The sequence below is a fragment of the Rossellomorea marisflavi genome (genome assembly GCF_001274775.1).
Classification (GTDB): Bacteria; Bacillota; Bacilli; order Bacillales; family Bacillaceae_B; genus Rossellomorea; species Rossellomorea marisflavi.
The window spans coordinates 1,275,580-1,293,867 of sequence record NZ_LGUE01000001.1 but is presented as its reverse complement, the minus strand read 5'-3'; the positions used below and the strand labels follow the sequence as shown (position 1 = coordinate 1,293,867).

General features: G+C 48.6%; 22 protein-coding genes. All 22 read left to right on the top strand.

Features of this window, described 5'->3' with window-relative positions; all coding sequences use genetic code 11:
• Positions 1-7 precede the first annotated feature (7 nt).
• The 22 genes from AF331_RS06475 (at position 8) to AF331_RS06370 (ending at position 18,116) form a co-directional block, all read left to right on the top strand.
• The gene (locus tag AF331_RS06475) at positions 8-1,234 is read left to right on the top strand and encodes a flagellar hook protein FlgE (RefSeq protein ID WP_053427294.1); all 1,227 of its coding nucleotides are present in this window, start codon (positions 8-10) and stop codon (positions 1,232-1,234) included.
• Between the two features lie 49 nt (positions 1,235-1,283).
• Positions 1,284-1,505 carry a flagellar FlbD family protein gene (locus AF331_RS06470; RefSeq protein ID WP_053427293.1) on the top strand — a complete coding sequence of 74 codons (222 nt, stop codon included), beginning with the start codon at positions 1,284-1,286 and terminating at the stop codon, positions 1,503-1,505.
• Positions 1,495-1,920: a flagellar basal body-associated protein FliL gene (gene fliL, locus AF331_RS06465; RefSeq protein WP_053427292.1), complete on the top strand. Its 426-nt coding sequence runs from the start codon at positions 1,495-1,497 to the stop codon at positions 1,918-1,920. Before AF331_RS06470 ends, fliL begins: the two co-directional genes overlap by 11 nt.
• Positions 1,921-1,956: 36 nt before the next feature.
• Entirely contained in the window at positions 1,957-2,952 is a 996-nt protein-coding gene (gene fliM / locus AF331_RS06460; RefSeq protein ID WP_053427291.1) for a flagellar motor switch protein FliM, read from the top strand.
• Complete coding sequence (gene fliY / locus AF331_RS06455; RefSeq protein ID WP_053427290.1) at positions 2,945-4,054, top strand: flagellar motor switch phosphatase FliY; 1,110 nt, start codon at positions 2,945-2,947, stop codon at positions 4,052-4,054. Before fliM ends, fliY begins: the two co-directional genes overlap by 8 nt.
• Positions 4,055-4,078: 24 nt before the next feature.
• Complete coding sequence (locus AF331_RS06450; protein WP_048004044.1) at positions 4,079-4,441, top strand: response regulator; 363 nt, start codon at positions 4,079-4,081, stop codon at positions 4,439-4,441.
• 26 nt (positions 4,442-4,467) lie between these two features.
• Entirely contained in the window at positions 4,468-5,067 is a 600-nt protein-coding gene (locus AF331_RS06445) for a flagellar biosynthetic protein FliO (RefSeq protein ID WP_053427289.1), read from the top strand.
• Positions 5,060-5,725, top strand: coding sequence for a flagellar type III secretion system pore protein FliP (gene fliP, locus AF331_RS06440; RefSeq protein ID WP_053427288.1), 666 nt, complete (start codon positions 5,060-5,062; stop codon positions 5,723-5,725). Before AF331_RS06445 ends, fliP begins: the two co-directional genes overlap by 8 nt.
• Before the next feature lie 13 nt (positions 5,726-5,738).
• Positions 5,739-6,008 (top strand): flagellar biosynthesis protein FliQ, encoded by a 270-nt coding sequence (gene fliQ / locus AF331_RS06435; protein ID WP_048004042.1) that lies wholly within the window; start codon positions 5,739-5,741, stop codon positions 6,006-6,008.
• A 4-nt stretch (positions 6,009-6,012) separates the two neighbouring features.
• Positions 6,013-6,789 (top strand): flagellar biosynthetic protein FliR, encoded by a 777-nt coding sequence (fliR, locus tag AF331_RS06430; protein WP_053427287.1) that lies wholly within the window; start codon positions 6,013-6,015, stop codon positions 6,787-6,789.
• 1 nt (position 6,790) lies between these two features.
• Complete coding sequence (gene flhB, locus AF331_RS06425) at positions 6,791-7,888, top strand: flagellar biosynthesis protein FlhB (protein WP_053427286.1); 1,098 nt, start codon at positions 6,791-6,793, stop codon at positions 7,886-7,888.
• Between the two features lie 5 nt (positions 7,889-7,893).
• A complete protein-coding gene (gene flhA, locus AF331_RS06420; RefSeq protein ID WP_053427285.1) occupies positions 7,894-9,930 on the top strand; it encodes a flagellar biosynthesis protein FlhA in 2,037 nt (678 codons plus the stop codon).
• Entirely contained in the window at positions 9,927-10,997 is a 1,071-nt protein-coding gene (gene flhF, locus AF331_RS06415) for a flagellar biosynthesis protein FlhF (RefSeq protein WP_053427284.1), read from the top strand. The genes flhA and flhF overlap by 4 nt, the downstream gene beginning before the upstream one ends.
• Positions 10,994-11,848 (top strand): MinD/ParA family protein, encoded by an 855-nt coding sequence (locus tag AF331_RS06410; RefSeq protein ID WP_053427283.1) that lies wholly within the window; start codon positions 10,994-10,996, stop codon positions 11,846-11,848. Before flhF ends, AF331_RS06410 begins: the two co-directional genes overlap by 4 nt.
• Positions 11,835-12,881 (top strand): protein-glutamate methylesterase/protein-glutamine glutaminase, encoded by a 1,047-nt coding sequence (locus AF331_RS06405; protein ID WP_053427282.1) that lies wholly within the window; start codon positions 11,835-11,837, stop codon positions 12,879-12,881. Before AF331_RS06410 ends, AF331_RS06405 begins: the two co-directional genes overlap by 14 nt.
• A 15-nt stretch (positions 12,882-12,896) precedes the next feature.
• Positions 12,897-14,927 carry a chemotaxis protein CheA gene (locus AF331_RS06400; protein ID WP_053427281.1) on the top strand — a complete coding sequence of 677 codons (2,031 nt, stop codon included), beginning with the start codon at positions 12,897-12,899 and terminating at the stop codon, positions 14,925-14,927.
• Between the two features lie 13 nt (positions 14,928-14,940).
• Positions 14,941-15,381 carry a chemotaxis protein CheW gene (locus AF331_RS06395; protein ID WP_053427280.1) on the top strand — a complete coding sequence of 147 codons (441 nt, stop codon included), beginning with the start codon at positions 14,941-14,943 and terminating at the stop codon, positions 15,379-15,381.
• Position 15,382: 1 nt separating this feature from the next.
• A complete protein-coding gene (locus tag AF331_RS06390; protein WP_053427279.1) occupies positions 15,383-16,006 on the top strand; it encodes a chemotaxis protein CheC in 624 nt (207 codons plus the stop codon).
• The gene (locus tag AF331_RS06385) at positions 16,003-16,500 is read left to right on the top strand and encodes a chemotaxis protein CheD (RefSeq protein WP_053427278.1); all 498 of its coding nucleotides are present in this window, start codon (positions 16,003-16,005) and stop codon (positions 16,498-16,500) included. The genes AF331_RS06390 and AF331_RS06385 overlap by 4 nt, the downstream gene beginning before the upstream one ends.
• A 34-nt stretch (positions 16,501-16,534) precedes the next feature.
• A complete protein-coding gene (locus tag AF331_RS06380; RefSeq protein ID WP_053427277.1) occupies positions 16,535-17,305 on the top strand; it encodes a FliA/WhiG family RNA polymerase sigma factor in 771 nt (256 codons plus the stop codon).
• Between the two features lie 4 nt (positions 17,306-17,309).
• Complete coding sequence (locus AF331_RS06375) at positions 17,310-17,579, top strand: hypothetical protein (RefSeq protein ID WP_053427276.1); 270 nt, start codon at positions 17,310-17,312, stop codon at positions 17,577-17,579.
• Between the two features lie 93 nt (positions 17,580-17,672).
• Entirely contained in the window at positions 17,673-18,116 is a 444-nt protein-coding gene (locus AF331_RS06370; RefSeq protein ID WP_053427275.1) for a hypothetical protein, read from the top strand.
• Positions 18,117-18,288 lie beyond the last annotated feature (172 nt).

The following is an 18,288-nucleotide window of genomic DNA, read 5'->3' as shown; positions in this document are numbered from 1 at the left end:
AAAAAACATGTTACGTTCAATGTACTCAGGTATCAGCGGAATGAAGAATTTCCAAACGAAACTGGATGTAATCGGTAATAACATCGCCAATGTCAATACGTTCGGCTACAAAAAGGGCAGGGTCACCTTCCAGGATCTTATGAGCCAGACAGTTTCCGGTGCCAGTCGTGCCACAAATGACCGTGGTGGTCAAAATGCCAAGCAGGTGGGCCTTGGAAGTTCACTTGCAACGATTGACTCGATCCAAACCCAAGGGAGCCTTCAAACGACGGCAAGGGATTTGGATGTGGCTGTATCTGGCGACGGATTCTTCGTGGTCAAGACAGGGAACAACACCATGTATACCCGCTCGGGGAATTTCTATCTGGATTCTAATGGAAGCCTGGTCACGGCACAAGGGAACCTTGTGCAAGGCTACCCCGTCAATGCTCAGGGTGTCGTTAACCGAAGTGGAGCAACTAATATCAAGGTGGATACCAATGCAACGATGGCTCCTCAAGCATCCTCACTTGCCACGTATAACGGTAATTTAAAAGCAAGTGCCGCACAAGGAACCGAAGTCGAAGTTGAAACAAAGGTGAAAGATTCGCTCGGCAAGGATGTAAGCCTGAAGATCACGATGACGAAGACCGGTGTCAATAACCAATGGGATGTAGCCATTTCGAGTCTTACACCTGGCGTGACCGTGGCAACGGGTACTACCAGGACGTTTACATTCGATAATCAAGGGAACCTGACGAACCCTACATCTTCCAACATTTCACTCAACAATACGACAGGAGCGAATCCTACCCAGCCTATCGAGCTTGATTTCTCCAAGATCACCCAGTTCGACAGCTCATCTTCCGCCAACACCGATACGGTGGATGGAAATGCAGAAGGGTATCTGGAAAGCTTCAATATCGGGTCATCCGGTGAAGTGAACGGAGTATTTTCGAACGGTGAAGTAAGGGTTCTGAGTCAGCTTGCGGTTGCAACATTCTCGAATCCGGGGGGACTGATGAAAGCAGGAGGCAATCTGTTCCAGGCTTCGAATAACTCCGGCCTTCCGAATACCGGTGTACCGGGGGAAGGTCGCGGAATGCTTCAGGCAGGCGCACTGGAAATGTCCAACGTCGATCTTTCCGAAGAATTTACGGAAATGATCACGGCACAGCGTGGTTTCCAGGCAAATACAAGAATCATCACCACTTCAGATGAAATCCTTCAGGAACTTGTGAACCTGAAACGATAATCGTCTGACATAAGGAGGGAAGGGCTGAGGTTCCCCTCGGTCACATAACATGATTACGTTAACTAGGTTGAACGGCAAAGCGCTCACGATCAATGCATTATACATTGAAACCATTGAATCCTTCCCGGACACGGCCATTCTTCTCACCAATGGTAGACGATATGTGGTCAAGGAATCGGTGGTGGAGGTGCAAGCCCTCTCAACAGAATTTTATCGACGTGTCCAGCTCCTCGGGAATGGACCCAAGGGAGGAATGAACGATGAAGAATAAAGCCGTCACCATCACCATGGTCATTGTCGCCACTTGTGTCCTTTTGGGGGCTGTAGGCTGGGTGGTCGTGAAGCAGATGTCACCGAAAGCAGAAGCCAAGGAGCAGAGCATTGAAGAGGTGCTCTCTTACTCGGTTGATGTACCGGAGTTGACGACCAATCTGTCGAGCGATGATTTCATTCGTATCTCATTCAAGATCCAGACCGATGGAAAGAAGGCAAAAGAGGAATTACAGCAGCGGGACTTCATGGTTAATAATATCATCATTGAGGAGCTATCCGAGCTGAATGCAACCGATCTGAAAGGCAAGAAAGGCAAAGAACTGATCGAAACAACCATTCGTAAAAGAGTCGACTCCCTTATGCAGGAAGGATCCGTCGAAAAAGTTTATATTACATCGATGATGATCCAATAGGGATACCTGTTTTGATTGGTAGGGAGGTGAATGAATTTGGCCAATGAAATCTTATCACAAAGTGAAATCGATGCCCTCCTTTCCGCGATCAATACCGGGGAAATGAGTGCGGATGATTTTAAAAAAGAAGAAGAAGAGCGAAAAGTAAAGGTCTATGATTTTAAACGGGCACTCCGTTTTTCCAAGGATCAAATCAGGAGTTTGACAAGGATCCATGAAAACTTCGCACGAATCCTGACTACTTACTTCTCTGCACAGTTAAGGACTTATGTCCATATCAATGTCGCATCGGCCGATCAGATTCCATATGAGGAGTTCATACGGTCTGTCCCGAAGATGACGATATTGAATGTGTATGAACTGCCTCCACTCGATGGGCGGATCCTCATCGAGATCAATCCCAATATTGCTTACTCGATGATGGACCGCGTCATGGGTGGAAAAGGAGTGTCCATCAACAAGGTGGAGAATCTCACGGAAATCGAGACGAGCATCATGAGCCAGCTCTTCGAAAAAGCCTTCGAAAGCTTGAGGGAAGCCTGGAGTACTGTCGTAGACGTTGAACCTGTCTTCGATGAGTTCGAAGTGAATCCCCAGTTCCTGCAGATGGTCTCCCCGAATGAAACCGTGGTGGTCATTTCGTTGAACACGACGATTGCAGAAACGAGCGGGATGATCAATATCTGCATCCCTCATGTCGTCCTTGAACCGATCTTGCCGAAACTCTCAGGAAGCTACTGGATGGAGAGCAAGCGGAAAGAAAGCAGCTCTACTGAAGTGACCCAACTCCGCGAGGGCATCAAGAAGGCGAAGGTGCCCGTTGTCGCCCAGCTGGGGAAGACGGAAGTCACCATTGAGGACTTCCTATCCATGGGAGTCGGCGATGTCCTCGATCTGGGAACAGGCATAGGAGATCCCTTGACCGTCTGCGTCGGGAATGTGCCTAAATTCATTGCACAACCTGGCCGCTCCAAGAAAAAACTGGCTGTACAAATTTTGGAAACATTGAAAGGAGGAGACGGTGATGAGTGACATGCTATCACAGGATGAAATTGATGCGTTGCTAAGGGGCTCTGCCGAATCCGATGAAACGAATGAAAAACCTGAGATCCGGACCGATGACCACATTTCCACGGTAGAAGTCGATGCATTGGGGGAAATCGGGAACATCTCTTTCGGAAGTTCAGCAACTGCCCTATCCACTCTTTTGAATCAAAAAGTGGAAATCACAACCCCGCAGGTATCAATCGTAGACCGAAACCTGCTTGAAGAAGAATTCCCGCATCCTTATGTTGCGATTCAAGTACAGTACACCGAAGGATTCTCTGGCGCCAATCTGCTCGTCATCAGACAGTCCGATGCTTCGATCATCGCGGATCTGATGCTTGGCGGTGATGGCATTTCCCCGTCACAGGACCTCGGAGAGATTCAATTGAGTGCTGTGCAGGAGGCGATGAACCAGATGATGGGTTCCGCTGCCACGTCCATGTCGACGGTGTTCCGGAAAAAGGTGGACATTTCACCACCTTCCATCAATCTCATGTTTATCCCGAAAGGAGAAGGAAAAGAAAATCTTCCCGAAGAAGATCTGCTCGTAAAGGTATCGTTTGCCCTTAAGATCGGAGAACTGATCGATTCGAGCATCATGCAGCTCCTTCCTTTGAAATTCGCCAAAAGTCTCGTGGATGAGCTTATGGCTCCAGAAGAAGTGGACATACATACTCCCTCTGTACCAATCGAGGAACCGTATCATGCAGAAAGGGAAGTGGCAGCAGCCCATACAGTGGAAGCGCCGAGGGTGGAGGAGCCGAGCGTGAACGTGCAGCCGGCGGCATTTGCAGATTTTGAATCACCGCAGCTTGGAGCCCATGAAGCCCAGAACCTGAATATGCTCTTGGATATCCCGCTGCAGGTGACAGTCGAGCTCGGAAGGACGAACAGATCTGTCAAGGAAATCCTTGAGCTGTCATCGGGTTCCATCATCGAGCTGGACAAGCTTGCAGGAGAACCGGTTGATATCCTCGTCAACAGCCAGCTCATGGCCAAAGGCGAGGTCGTAGTCATCGATGAGAACTTCGGCGTGAGGATCACTGATATCGTCAGCCAAAGCGATCGTCTCAAACGATTAAAGTAAAAAGAATGATGGAGGTAGACCAGAATGGCTAATAAAATTCTTATTGTAGATGATGCAGCATTCATGCGAATGATGATCAAGGATATTTTAACGAAAAATGGTTTTGACGTAGTGGGAGAAGCAGCAGATGGGTCCCAGGCAGTTGACAAGTATAAAGAGTTGAAGCCTGATCTTGTGACGATGGATATCACCATGCCTGAAAAAGACGGTATCGCCGCATTGAAAGAAATCAAAGCGAGCGATCCAGGCGCTAAAATCATCATGTGCTCGGCCATGGGACAACAGGCCATGGTCATTGATGCCATCCAGGCGGGGGCAAAGGACTTCATCGTCAAACCGTTCCAGGCTGACCGTGTAATCGAAGCAATCCAAAAAGCATTGAGCTAAAGGTGATGTAAGAAGGTGTGCATGCAGTGAGAAAACTATTAGTAACCGTATGCATCATGATGGCCCTTGTGGCCATCTGGGGGCATACGGCCCTTGCGGTGGAGGATAGCACGAAATTTTGCATCGAGAATCCGGATAAATGCAATCAAACCGACGAAACACCCGGGAATCTGGCAGGCGATACGTCTGTTACATTCATGGATTACGTCAAAATGGTCGGTGCCTTGCTGTTTGTCATCGCATTGATCTACGGACTTTTGAAGTTCATCAATCAAAAAGGGAAATCGTATCAACAATCAAAATTGATTCATAACCTAGGGGGGACCACCCTCGGGGGGAATCGTTCCGTTCAGCTTATAAAAGTGGGGGATGAGATCCTCGTGGTCGGGGTCGGAGAGAACATCCAGTTGTTAAAAGAGGTAGAGGATCCCTCTCAAAAGGAAAAAATCCTCTCTTTTTATGAAGACAAACCAGTCTCTCCCGCCAACTGGGTATCTAAATTCACAACACCAAAAGGGACAGGATCGTTTCAAGCCCATTTGAAAGAACAGCTGGAAGAAATGAAGCGGGGACGGAAGACGATGCTTGGTGAATGGAAGAAGAAGAGGGATCAGTCAGATGAATGAATTCATGGAGTTCTTCAATACCAGTTCAGCAGATAATGTCTCCACCAGCGTAAAGCTTCTCCTATTGTTTACTGTGCTGTCCCTAGCACCGAGCATTCTGATCCTCATGACGTGTTTTACCAGGATCATCATCGTTCTTTCATTTGTGAGGACGTCCCTTGCGACCCAGCAGATGCCTCCGAATCAGGTGTTGATCGGTCTTTCGCTTTTCTTGACGTTCTTCATCATGGCTCCGACGTTCCAACAGGTGAATAAAGACGCGTTGACACCGTTATTCAATGAAGAGATCAACTTGGAGCAGGCGTATGACCGGGCATCGGTGCCATTCAAGGAATTCATGAGCGGCCACACCCGGCAAAAGGACCTGGAGTTATTTCTAAATTATTCGGGTGCTGAGCAACCCGAGTCGATCGAAGAGATTCCTCTTACGTCCCTGGTGCCGGCTTTCGCACTGAGTGAAATCAAGACCGCCTTTCAGATCGGGTTCATGATCTTCATACCGTTTCTGGTGATCGATATGGTGGTAGCGAGCATCCTTATGTCCATGGGTATGATGATGCTTCCACCGGTGATGATTTCCCTTCCGTTCAAGATCCTCCTCTTCGTACTCGTTGACGGGTGGTATCTGGTCGTGAAATCTCTCCTACAAAGTTTTTAAGAAGGTGAAGCAATTGAGTGTAGAATCCGTAATTTCCTTGGCTGAAAGAGGGATTTATACGACCTTGATCGTCTCTGGACCACTGCTATTGTTGGCGCTGGTCGTGGGGCTGATCGTGAGTATTTTCCAAGCAACGACGCAGATACAGGAGCAGACGCTTGCCTTCATACCGAAGATTGTGGCCGTGCTCATCGGGATCATTTTTTTCGGCCCTTGGATGTTGACGAAGATGTTGACCTATACATCACAGATATTTTCAGATTTAACCAGGTTCGTAGGCTAAGGGCATGGAACAGCTTGTCCCGTTATTATCGGTATATTTATTGATATTTGTCAGGGTTTCATCTTTTTTTATCACCATGCCCCTGTTTTCCTATAGAACCATACCTGCTCAGCATCGAATCGCGTTTTCCGCAGTCATTTCATGGGTGATGTATTATTCCGTGGAAGCTTCGGCGTTTGATATCAACGGTGAATACATCCTTTTGATCATGAAGGAAGCCCTTGTCGGTCTCCTGATTGGTTTTATCGCCTATATGATCCTATCCGCCGTGCAGATTGCCGGGGGATTGATTGATTTTCAGATGGGGTTTGCCATCGCGAATGTGATTGACCCTCAGACGGGTGCTCAAAGTCCGCTCATGGGGCAATACCTTTATACATTCGCCCTGCTGCTGTTGTTGACATTGAACGGTCATCATCTCTTGCTCGATGGGATCTTTTACAGCTATAAGCTCATCCCCATCGACCAGGCGTGGATCCCCTTCGGCAACGAAGATATGGTGGATTACGTTCTAAAGGCATTCAATTCCATGTTCATCGTCGCCTTTCAAATGTCGATTCCCGTCGTTGCCACACTTTTCCTTGTCGATGTGGCGTTGGGGATCGTGGCACGTACCGTCCCACAGCTCAACATTTTTGTAGTCGGATTCCCGATCAAGATTGCGGTTTCGTTTATCATTCTCTTCATTGTCATGGGCGTCATGTTTGCCGTGATGCAAAAGTTGTTCGGGATGATGCTCGTCACCATGAGGGACTTAATGAACATCATTGGAGGCACATAAATTGAAGCTTTTGAAACTGGACCTGCAGTTTTTCAGTGGGGAGAAGACCGAGAAGGCCACACCGAAAAAAAGGGACGATGCACGCAAGAAAGGGCAGACCGCTAAGAGTCAGGATGTGAATACGGCGATCATCCTCCTGTCGGTATTCATGTTTATGCTTTTCGGGGCATCCTTCCTTGGAGATGTTGTATTCGATCTGTTCCATCAGACGTTCCAGGAGTACATGCTCATGGACCTGACCGAGAAAAGCATTCGTGTAATCACCCTCGATATAATGAAAGAGCTCGCTTTGCTTCTCGGCCCCATCATGCTTGTCGCATTGCTTGCCGGACTTGTGGCGAACTATATCCAGGTGGGGGTGATGTTCACGGTTGAGCCGATCCAACCAAAGTTGGAAAAGATCGACCCGATTAAGGGATTTAAGCGGATCTTTTCCCTGAGGGCGATCGTTGAGCTCGTGAAATCGATCCTCAAGATCGGTTTCGTGGGAACCATTACATTCGTGGTCCTTTGGATCAATATCGATAAGGTACTGAGCCTGTCGTTTAAATCAGTCGGTGATTCGTTGCTGACAATGGGAAAGCTCACCGTCCAGATGGGCATCGCAGCCTCGATTGCGCTCCTGTTCCTTTCTCTGTTCGATTTCCTCTATCAGAGGTATGACTTCGAGAAGAATATCAGGATGTCAAAGCAGGATTTGAAGGATGAACATAAAAACATCGAAGGCGATCCGCTGATCAAATCGAAAATCAAGCAGAGACAGCGGGAAATGGCCATGAGAAGGATGATGCAGGAGGTACCCCAGGCGGACGTCATCATCACGAATCCGACGCATTTTGCCATCGCCCTTAAATATGATGAAACGAAAATGGACGCTCCTTTCGTTGTGGCAAAGGGTGTTGACTTCCTGGCGCAAAAAATCAAATTCATCGCAAGTGAGCATGATGTTGTCACGATTGAAAATCGACCGCTGGCAAGAGCCCTCTATGATGCAGCTGATATCGGGGATGCTGTACCGGAAGAATTTTTCAAGGCTGTGGCAGAAATCCTTGCGTACGTATACAAAACCAAAAAAACACATGCCCTACATAAGGAGTGAGAACTATGCCAGCAAGAGATCTATCCGTTTTAGCAAGTGTCATCTTGATCGTCGCCATGCTGATCATCCCATTTCCGGGGTGGCTGCTGAGCGTATTGATCATCATCAATATTTCACTTGCCCTCCTTGTGCTCCTGATCTCCATGAATATGAATGAACCATTGCAATTCTCGATATTCCCGTCGCTTCTGTTGCTTCTGACGCTATTCAGACTAGGTCTAAATGTTTCCACAACGAGGTCGATCCTTAGTAAAGGGGAAGCAGGAGGCGTTGTGGAAACATTTGGAACGTTTGTAGTCGGAGGAAATGTCCTGGTGGGGCTCGTGGTATTCGTCATCTTGATCGTGATTCAGTTCATCGTGATCACGAAGGGGTCAGAGCGTGTGTCCGAAGTGGCTGCCCGTTTCACCCTCGATGCGATGCCGGGGAAACAGATGAGCATCGATGCCGATCTGAATGCCGGTATGATTTCCGAACAAGATGCCCGAATACGGCGTGAAAAAGTCGGAAGAGAGGCAGACTTTTACGGAGCCATGGACGGGGCATCCAAGTTCGTCAAAGGGGATGCCATTGCCGGAATCGTCATCGTCATGATCAATCTGATCATGGGGATCATCATCGGAATGACCCAGCAGGGACTTCCCATTGCTGATGCCGCAACGAAATTTTCGCTGCTGACAGTCGGTGATGGAATTGTAAGTCAGATCCCGGCCCTATTGATTTCAACGGCAACAGGGATCGTTGTCACACGTGCTGCCTCAGAAGGGAACCTCGGGCAGGATATCATGAATCAGCTCCTAGCTTATCCTGTCATGCTATATGTGGCTGCATCAACGATCTTTTTACTCGGTGTGTTTACACCGATCTCATTCCTCGTTACTGTGCCAATCGCAGCCGCCCTTGCACTTGGCGGCTACATGGTCTCGAGAACGCCAAAGGAGGATGAATCCGACCAGATGGAGCTCGAAGAAGAGATGGAACATGAAGAAATGAAGAGTCCCGAAAGTGTCGTGAACCTGTTGAATGTAGATCCAATTGAATTCGAATTCGGGTATGGGCTCATTCCCCTTGCAGACTCCAATCAAGGAGGGGACCTCCTTGACCGCATCGTTATGATCAGGAGGCAGCTTGCCATCGAAATGGGCCTCGTGATCCCGGTTGTGAGGATCAGGGATAATATCCAGCTTCAGCCGAACGAGTACCGTCTGAAGATCAAAGGAAATGAAATGGCGAAGGGTGAACTTCTTCTCGATCACTATCTCGCCATGAGTCCAGGGATCGATGATGGGTCAGTTGAAGGAATCGATACGATTGAACCGTCATTCGGACTCCCGGCCAAATGGATCTCAGAGGAAATGAAGGAACAGGCCGAAATCTTCGGCTATACGGTGGTCGACCCGCCTTCCGTCGTTTCCACGCATTTAACGGAAATCATCAAGACGAACGCACATGATCTTCTTGGACGCCAGGAAACGAAGCAGCTGATCGACCATCTGAAGGAATCATATCCGATTCTTGTGGAGGAAGTAACACCGAATCCACTTTCCATAGGTGAGATACAAAAAGTGCTGGCGAAATTATTGAAGGAACATGTCTCAATCAGGAATCTACCGGTGATCTTCGAGACCCTCGCCGATTACGGGAAAATGAGTTCCGATACCGACCTGTTGGCAGAGTACGTAAGACAAGCCCTTGCAAGACAGATCACAAGCCAGTACGCAGGCGGTGATGCCATGCTTAAGGTTGTGACGGTTTCAGGAAAGGTCGAAAAGAAAATTGCCGACAGTATTCAGCAGACCGAGCATGGAAACTTCCTGTCCCTTGATCCCGGTGATTCACAAGAGATTCTTGAAAGTGTGGCATCGCAGGTCGAACAGGTTTCCCTCATGGAAGAATCACCGGTCATTCTCTGTTCCCCCGCTGTCCGCATGTACGTCAGACAAATGACCGAGCGCTACTTCCCGCACGTTCCGATCCTTTCGTATAATGAACTCGAAGCAAACGTCGAAGTACAAAGTCTAGGGGTGGTGAATATCTCATGATGGTCAAAAAATACAGAGCCGATTCAATGAATGATGCCATGGCGAAGGTTCGAAAGGATCTTGGATCAGATGCAGTGATCCTTCATTCGAAACAGATCCAATCAGGAGGCATCCTCGGCTTATTCAAGAAAAGAGGAGTGGAGGTCATTGCTGCTCTCGACCCCGATCACACGGAGGCGGAGGATCACGTGAAAATGGAACGAGTCCAGGATCTCACGCCCAATCCGGTCATCAATCAGCAGCTCGGTGAACTGAAAGGCATGATCGCAGCATTGTCTTCATCGATGACGGACCATTTCCCTTCTCCCGTATCGGACATCCTGGATTCCTTAAAAAAACAGGGGATGAAGGAAGAATACCTATTGGAACTCGGGAACCGGCTTCAGCGACTTCCTGAAGAAACCTATATCGAAAGCACAGAAGTTTTTCTAATCGAGCGGTTGGAGACTGTTCCAATGGGGGGTATGACCTTCACACATAAATATATCAATCTCATGGGACCGACCGGCGTTGGAAAGACCACGACCATTGCGAAACTGGCTGCAGAAGCCGTGATCGAGAAAAGAAAGAAAGTCGCTTTCCTGACGACGGATACTTACCGGATCGCTGCCATCGAACAGTTGAAAACCTATGCGTCACTGCTGAATGTTCCGGTTGAAGTGATCTATAAGGCAGATGATTACAGGGCTGCCATTGAGAAATTCCGGGACTGCGATCATATCTTCATCGATACAGCCGGCCGGAACTACCGGGAAGAACATTATGTGACGGAACTTCATAACCTGATTGACTACAGTACCGATATGGAATCATACCTCGTTCTCTCCCTCACCAGTAAGGAAGAAGATATGAGGGAGATCGCCACAGCGTTCTCGTCTATGAAGATCGACCGCTTCATATTTACCAAACTGGATGAAACATCGAGTGTGGGGGCGATCTTCAACCTTATCCTTGAGACAGGGATCGGTGCCGCATATGTGACGATAGGTCAGGATGTTCCTGAAGACATTGAGCCACTCTTGGCCAAGGATATTGCCCGGCTGCTGATGAAAGGGATCCGTCCATGAATGATCAGGCACATAAACTCAGACAAAGGATGAATGAGAGTGCGAGGACCTTTGCCGTCGTGAGCGGCAAGGGTGGAGTCGGGAAGTCGAATATCACGACGAACCTGGCCATCCTGATGGCGAAAAGAGGGGATCGGGTCCTTCTATTCGATATGGATATCGGCATGGGAAATGTGCATCTTCTCCTGGGGAGCCACAGGAAGTACTCCGTGATGGATTATATAGACGGTGGACATAAGACGATTCATGATGTGGTATGTAAAGACGTCCACGGTATCTCCTATATCTCCGGGGGCAATGGATTGAAAGACCTGGTGGAATGGCACGGTGAACGGATGGAACGATTCTTCGAAGGGCTGAAAGAGCTCATGCGGCATTATGATTATATTTTATTCGATATGGGTGCAGGGGCTTCGAGTGCGACCATCGAATTCCTGCTGTCTGTCGATGAAATCATTGCCGTGACCACACCTGAGCCAACGGCCATGACCGATGTATATTCCATGATGAAGTATATTTTCCTAAAAGACCGATCGAAGGAGATTTCGATTATATGCAATCGCGCCGCTACGAAAAGAGAAGGAAGGGAAACACTGCTCCGGCTTAAACATACAGTCGGAAAGTTTCTCTTGAAGGAAGTGTCCGTCCTCGGATTCCTACCTGAGGATCCGACTGTACGAAAAGCCGTGGTCAATCAGGTGCCCCTGGTCATCGGATATCCTTCTTCCGCCGTATCGAAAAGTCTCATGGATGTGCTCGATGGCCTGATCCCGGAGGGTGCACAGGTGAAGAAGTCTTCTTTTATAGAAGGAATCCGAAAGTTTTTCAAAGGGGTGGATGCTGTTGATTAATGTGTTGGTGGTGGATGATTCTGCGTTCATGAGGAAGCTCATCAGCGACTATCTCCGGTCCGAAAGTTCGATTGAAGTCATCGGTACCGCCCGCAACGGGGAGGATGCCATCAAGAAAATCAAAAGGCTGCGGCCTGATGTCGTGACATTGGATATCGAGATGCCCGTCATGAACGGGCTGGAAGCACTCAAGGTCATCATGGATGAACACCCTGTCCCCGTCGTGATGCTCTCTTCGACGACGAGAGAAGGCGCGGATGAAACGGTGAAAGCCATGAGCATCGGGGCAGTGGATTTTCTTGCCAAGCCTTCGGGCACGATTTCCCTTGATTTGTATAAAGTGCAATCCGATATAGTCAGTAAGGTCATTGAAGCGAGCAAGGTGAATATGGGGAAATTGGTGCCAGAGAAGAGTCGTGTCAGTCTCGTTGAAGGGTCGAAGATTAAAGGGCTGTCTGCCAAAAACGCCCTGATTGCCATCGGGACCTCTACGGGGGGACCGCGGGCTCTCCAAAAGGTCCTTGGGGAACTGCCGCGTGCCATCCCGGCTCCAATCGTCATCGTGCAGCATATGCCCCCGGGATTCACGAAGTCGCTTGCTACAAGGCTTGACGGCCTGAGTGACATCACCATTAAGGAAGCAGAGCAAGGGGAGAAGCTGAAAAAAGGGACGGCATATATCGCCCCGGGCGGGCAACATCTCAAAATCGTTTCCAAGGGGGACGCCCTTTTTGCTCAGCTTGATGGGGGAGAGCCTGTTAACGGGCACCGGCCTTCCGTTGATGTATTATTTGGATCCATTGGCGCCCTTGGCCATCAGAACACCATTGCGGTCATTATGACGGGCATGGGTTCTGATGGAACGAAAGGACTTGCCTCCTTGAAAAGATTGGGGAGGGCAAGGGTCATCGCCGAAGCGGAAGAAACCTGTATCGTGTATGGAATGCCTAAGGCTGCCGTGGCAGGTGGGTATGTGGATCAATCGGTGGAACTGGGAGAGATTTCTCATTCCATCCTGAATTATTTGAGGTAAGGGAGTGTAAAGCTGATGGAGATGAGTCAATACCTGGAAATATTTATAGAAGAAAGCAAAGAAAATCTTCAAGCATGCAACGAACAATTGCTGGCACTGGAGAAGCATCCGAACGATCTTTCAATTGTCAATGAGATCTTCCGTGCAGCTCATACACTAAAGGGAATGGCGGCAACGATGGGGTACGATGATCTAGCGAATCTCACTCATAAGATGGAAAACGTTCTGGACGGGATCAGAAACGGTGTGCTCGCAGTGACACCCGGGTTATTGGATGTTGTATTTCAGGCCGTGGACGATCTGGAAGCAATGGTGTTTTCCATTGCCGACGGCGGAGATGGCAAGCGGGATGTCTCCAATGTGGTCCGTTTATTGCAGGAGATCGAGAGTGGTGAAACCCCTGTGACTGCAGCAAAACAGGAAGTGGCGGCAACAGCAACAGCCCTTGCCGCACGACTTACATATGAAGCATATGAACAGACAGTGATCGAGGAAGCGATCGAACAAGGTTTTAAATGCTATGAAATCTCGGTGTCCCTTCGGGAGGACTGCCTTCTGAAGGCTGCCCGTGTATATATGGTATTCGAGGTCCTTGAGAAAGACGGGGAAGTGATCAAGTCGGATCCTCCGGTGGATCAGCTTGAAGAAGAGCGGTTCGATCGGGATTTCACGGTCTCGATCCTCACGATGGAAACACCCGAAAGCATTGTCGGGAAAGTTGAAAAGGTGTCCGAAATCGAGCGGGTGAGCATTTCTCCTATCGAATCGGGAAGTTTCCGAAGCGCTGAAGAAAACATCGTGAAACCTGTTACAGAGAAAATCCAGCAGGATCTTTCAGGCGAGCCGGATCCCCATTCAAAGGAAGAGAGTGCAGAAAACGTGAAGAAGGCAGCACCTTCCTCAAAGACGATCAGAGTCAACATCGACAGGCTCGATATCCTCATGAATCTCTTCGAAGAACTGGTCATCGACCGTGGAAGGCTTGAGGAAATCTCCAAACAATTCGATAATCCTGAACTGAATGAAACGGTTGAACGGATGACGAGGATCTCCGGCGACTTGCAATCCATCATCCTGAACATGAGGATGGTTCCGGTGGAGACCGTATTCAACCGGTTCCCCCGAATGGTACGTCAGCTCGCCAAGGACCTTGACAAACAGATCGAACTGGACATCGAAGGAGCAGAGACGGAGCTCGATCGCACGGTGATCGATGAAATCGGCGATCCACTCGTCCACTTGATCCGGAATGCCATTGATCACGGAATCGAGACCCCGGAAGTCAGAACGAAACACGGGAAAGAGCCTTTCGGAACAGTCAAACTGAAAGCCTATCACAGCGGAAACCATGTGTTCATTGAACTGGAAGATGATGGGGCTGGAATCAATAAAGAGAGAGTCCTGCAAAAAGCGATCGATAAAGGCATTGTCTCCTCTGATCAGGCACTGACGCTTTCTGACCGTCAAGTTTATGAGCTGATCCTATCGTCTGGATTCTCAACTGCGGAAAAACTATCGGATATTTCCGGACGTGGAGTGGGCTTGGATGTTGTAAGATCTACGATCGAATCACTTGGAGGTTCCATCACGATTGATTCAACTGATGGAGAGGGATCAAAATTTTCGATCCAGCTGCCTCTTACCCTGTCAATCATCGCCGTTATGCTCGTCGATGTGAAGTCTGAAAAGTATGCCATTCCACTATCATCCATAATCGAAACGGCCATCATCAAAAAAGAAGATGTCCTCCATGCGCACAATCAAAAAGTCATCGACTTCAGGGGCAAGGTCGTTCCGCTCCTATTCCTCGAAGAAGTGTTCGAAGTCCCTTCTGAAGAGGATGAAGCTGATCAATATTCCATCGTTCTCGTGCGCAAGGGAGAGAAGACGGCTGCGTTGGTGGTCGATTCATTCATCGGACAGCAGGAGGTCGTACTGAAATCACTCGGTCATTATCTCAACGATATCTTTGCCATTTCCGGAGCTACGATTCTCGGAGATGGGCAAGTGGCTTTGATTATCGATTGCAACGCATTAATCAATTAAGGAGGTCGGCTCTATGACCGATGTCATGACAGAACAAACCAAACTGATCGTGTTTCAGCTTCATGATAAGGAATATGCATTGGAAGTGGAAAATGTCCGCTCCATTGAAAAATTGGAGCACATCACCCGGGTACCGAAAACACCTGGCTACGTAAAGGGAGTCATCAATCTCAGGGGTGTAGTGACACCCATCGTCGATCTGCGTGTGCGCTTCGGATTGTCGTCCATTCAGGATACGGAACATACGCGCGTCATCATGGTGATTCTCGATGATAAGGAGGTCGGGCTCATTGTCGATGCTGCAAACGATGTCCTTGATGTTCGCACAGAAGATATCGAGGATTCTCCAGATGTGGCAGGTGTCCAGGAAGCAGATTATGTGGCCGGCGTGGTGAAATTGGATAAGAGGCTCTTGATACTACTTCACTTGGATAAGGTCCTTCAGGCGCTCTGAAATGGAATATCACCATATTACAACAGGGCATCTGGATGTATTGAAAGAGATAGGGAACATCGGGGCTGGCCACGCAGCAACATCCCTCTCGTTCCTGCTAGATAAGAAGATTGATATGAAGGTGCCAGCGGTCGACATGGTTTCTTTTGATGAGATGACGGAGCTTGCAGGAGGTGCCGAAACGATTGTAGTCGGAATCTTTCTAAGGATCCAGGGGGAGGTAACGGGTAACATGTTCTTCCTGCTTCCCCTGGAACAGGCCACCCGCTATGTTCAGATCATGCTGAAAGATCCATCCCACACATTCCAGGAACCACCCTACGAAGATATCGCCCTATCTGCCATCCAGGAGCTTGGCAACATCGTATCTGGTGCCTATCTCTCTTCTCTATCCGACTTCACGGGATTATCGATCCAATCTTCCGTACCTGCCGTTTCGGTCGACATGGCAGGGGCGATGGTCGGTTACGGTCTTCTCGAGATATCCAAAGTCGGTGATCACGCCCTTGTCATCGATACCGCCCTCAATGAAGAGGGTACACAGGGCGTCAAAGGAAACTTCTACCTTATTCTTGATCCCGAGTCATTCTCCATCGTGTTCAATTCCTTGGGAGTGGACGAATGATGGGGACGGATTCGGTTGTCAAAGTAGGGATTGCTGACATGAAGCTCGTCAGGGATGAAGGCTCGATCCGGACGACGGGTCTTGGGTCTTGTGTAGGGCTTGTACTCTATGATGGACGGCTTCGATTGGCAGGTATGGCCCACGTCATGCTACCGGACTCATCCTTTACAAAAGAAGCAACGATCAACCCCGGCAAATATGCAGATCTGGCCATACCGGGTCTTGTAGCCCTCTTGAATCGACATGGTGCGGACACGTCGAGGCTCGTATGCAAAATGGCAGGCGGCGCACAGATGTTCCAGGCGGCGTCCGGGAGCGATATCATGCGGATAGGCCCGAGGAATGTTGAAGCGGTCAAGGAGCAGCTGCACAAACTGAATATCAGCATCATCGCTGAAGACCTCGGGGGTAATAAAGGACGAACCATTGAATTTTTCCCTGAAACCGGAATGATGCATGTGAGGACGGTGTATGCAGGAACAAAGGAAATGTGAGGACGAAGACAAGCTCTTGGAAAGGAGGGGTAACATGTCCCGACAACCGGATCGGAACGAAGAACAACCCTACTGGGATAGATGGATCCACAATCGCGATACAGAGGCAGGGGATATGCTCGTGAAGAAGTATATGCCCCTTGTTTCCTATCATGTTCAACGAATTTCAGTCGGCCTCCCGAAAAACGTTTCAAGAGAAGATATCAAAAGCCTCGGTCTCATGGGCCTATTGGATGCACTGCAAAAATTCGATCCCAGCAGAGATCTCAAGTTTGATACATATGCATCCTTCAGGGTCAGGGGAGCCATCCTGGACGGCCTCAGGAAAGAAGACTGGCTTCCACGCTCCACAAGGGATAAGGCGAAAAAGATCGAAGCAAGGACATTGGAGCTCGAACAATCCCTATTACGCCACGTGACACCGGAAGAAGTCGCTGCATCGCTTGAAATGACAACGGATGAAGTCTATCAGGCAGCCAATGAGCATTTCTTTGCCAATGTCCTCTCCATGGATGAACAGCTTTCTGCTGATGAAAGTGAATCTTCCTCCTTTTCTCTTAAGGATGAAAGGGTCTTTTCCCCGGAGGAAGCGACCGTCAAACAAGAGAACATGGAAGAGCTTGAAAAGATGATATTAAAACTTTCAGAGAAAGAGCAGCTCGTGCTAAGCTTGTTTTATAAAGAAGAACTGACTTTGACCGAAATTGGTCATGTTATGAATTTATCCACATCGCGCATTTCGCAGATTCACTCCAAGGCCATTTTCAAGTTGAGGAATTTCCTGAAACCTGAAGCAGGGGGATGATAAGGTGACTCTCAAGGCGATCGAACTCCAGGTGGCATTGCCGAGGACATTCGAAGCGGGTAAAATGACAGAACAAGCACAGCAGCTCGGTCAGTCAGTCAATCATGCCGCATCTCTCGGAATGGAAAAGAAAACGTATAAGGAACGCCACACGGTCAATCGCATGAAAGGGAAGGCTCCCTTGGCGCGCAGCGGGAAAGATCCCCGTTACGAAGAGGGGAAACGTGAAGGACATCATCCGTTTAAAGGAAAGGCAATCGATTACAGTGGATGATAGAACGACTGTTCCGGAGGAAACCGGGACAGTTTTTCCTTGTTGAGCTAACGTTAGAGCTCAAATATGAAAAGATAACAGGGTGATCCATTAATGATGTTCGCAATCGTACTATCCATTTTATTGAATCTCGTCGCTCTATTTGCCATCATCCTGCTATATGTAAGGCAGAACCGCCTCCTGGCCCTTGACAACCAGCAAAAGAGAAGGGTGGCAGAAATGGAGGAGCTGATGTCTGCTTATATGGAAGAATTGAAGGAAGAGAATGATGCTTTTCTCTCATCACTCACAAAGACTGCTGGTGAGGAACGGGTGACAGAACCTCCTTCCAAGGTTCGGATGAAAGCAATGGAAGCCTATCAGTCGGTACCGGCAATCGACCCTTCCATCGATCCGTCCGATCATTCTGATATGGCGGAACTTGATATGGTGAGTATGCACCGTGCGGGCTTTTCGATTGATGAAATCGCAAAAGCTGCTGGTGTTGGGAGGACGGAAGTAGAGCTTTTCCTGAAATTCAACAAGAATATCGAATAATTTTCCTCAAAAATCGCGGCAAGCCCTTGATTGGATAAAAGAGGTATGCTATAGTATTCATGGTGTGATTACACACGTTTCCTGATTGAGGTGGATGGTGCTATTTTTAATAGTTTCTGCCCCAAGATGAAGGAGACGGAGGATAAAAACAAAAACCATTAGGAGGAACCAC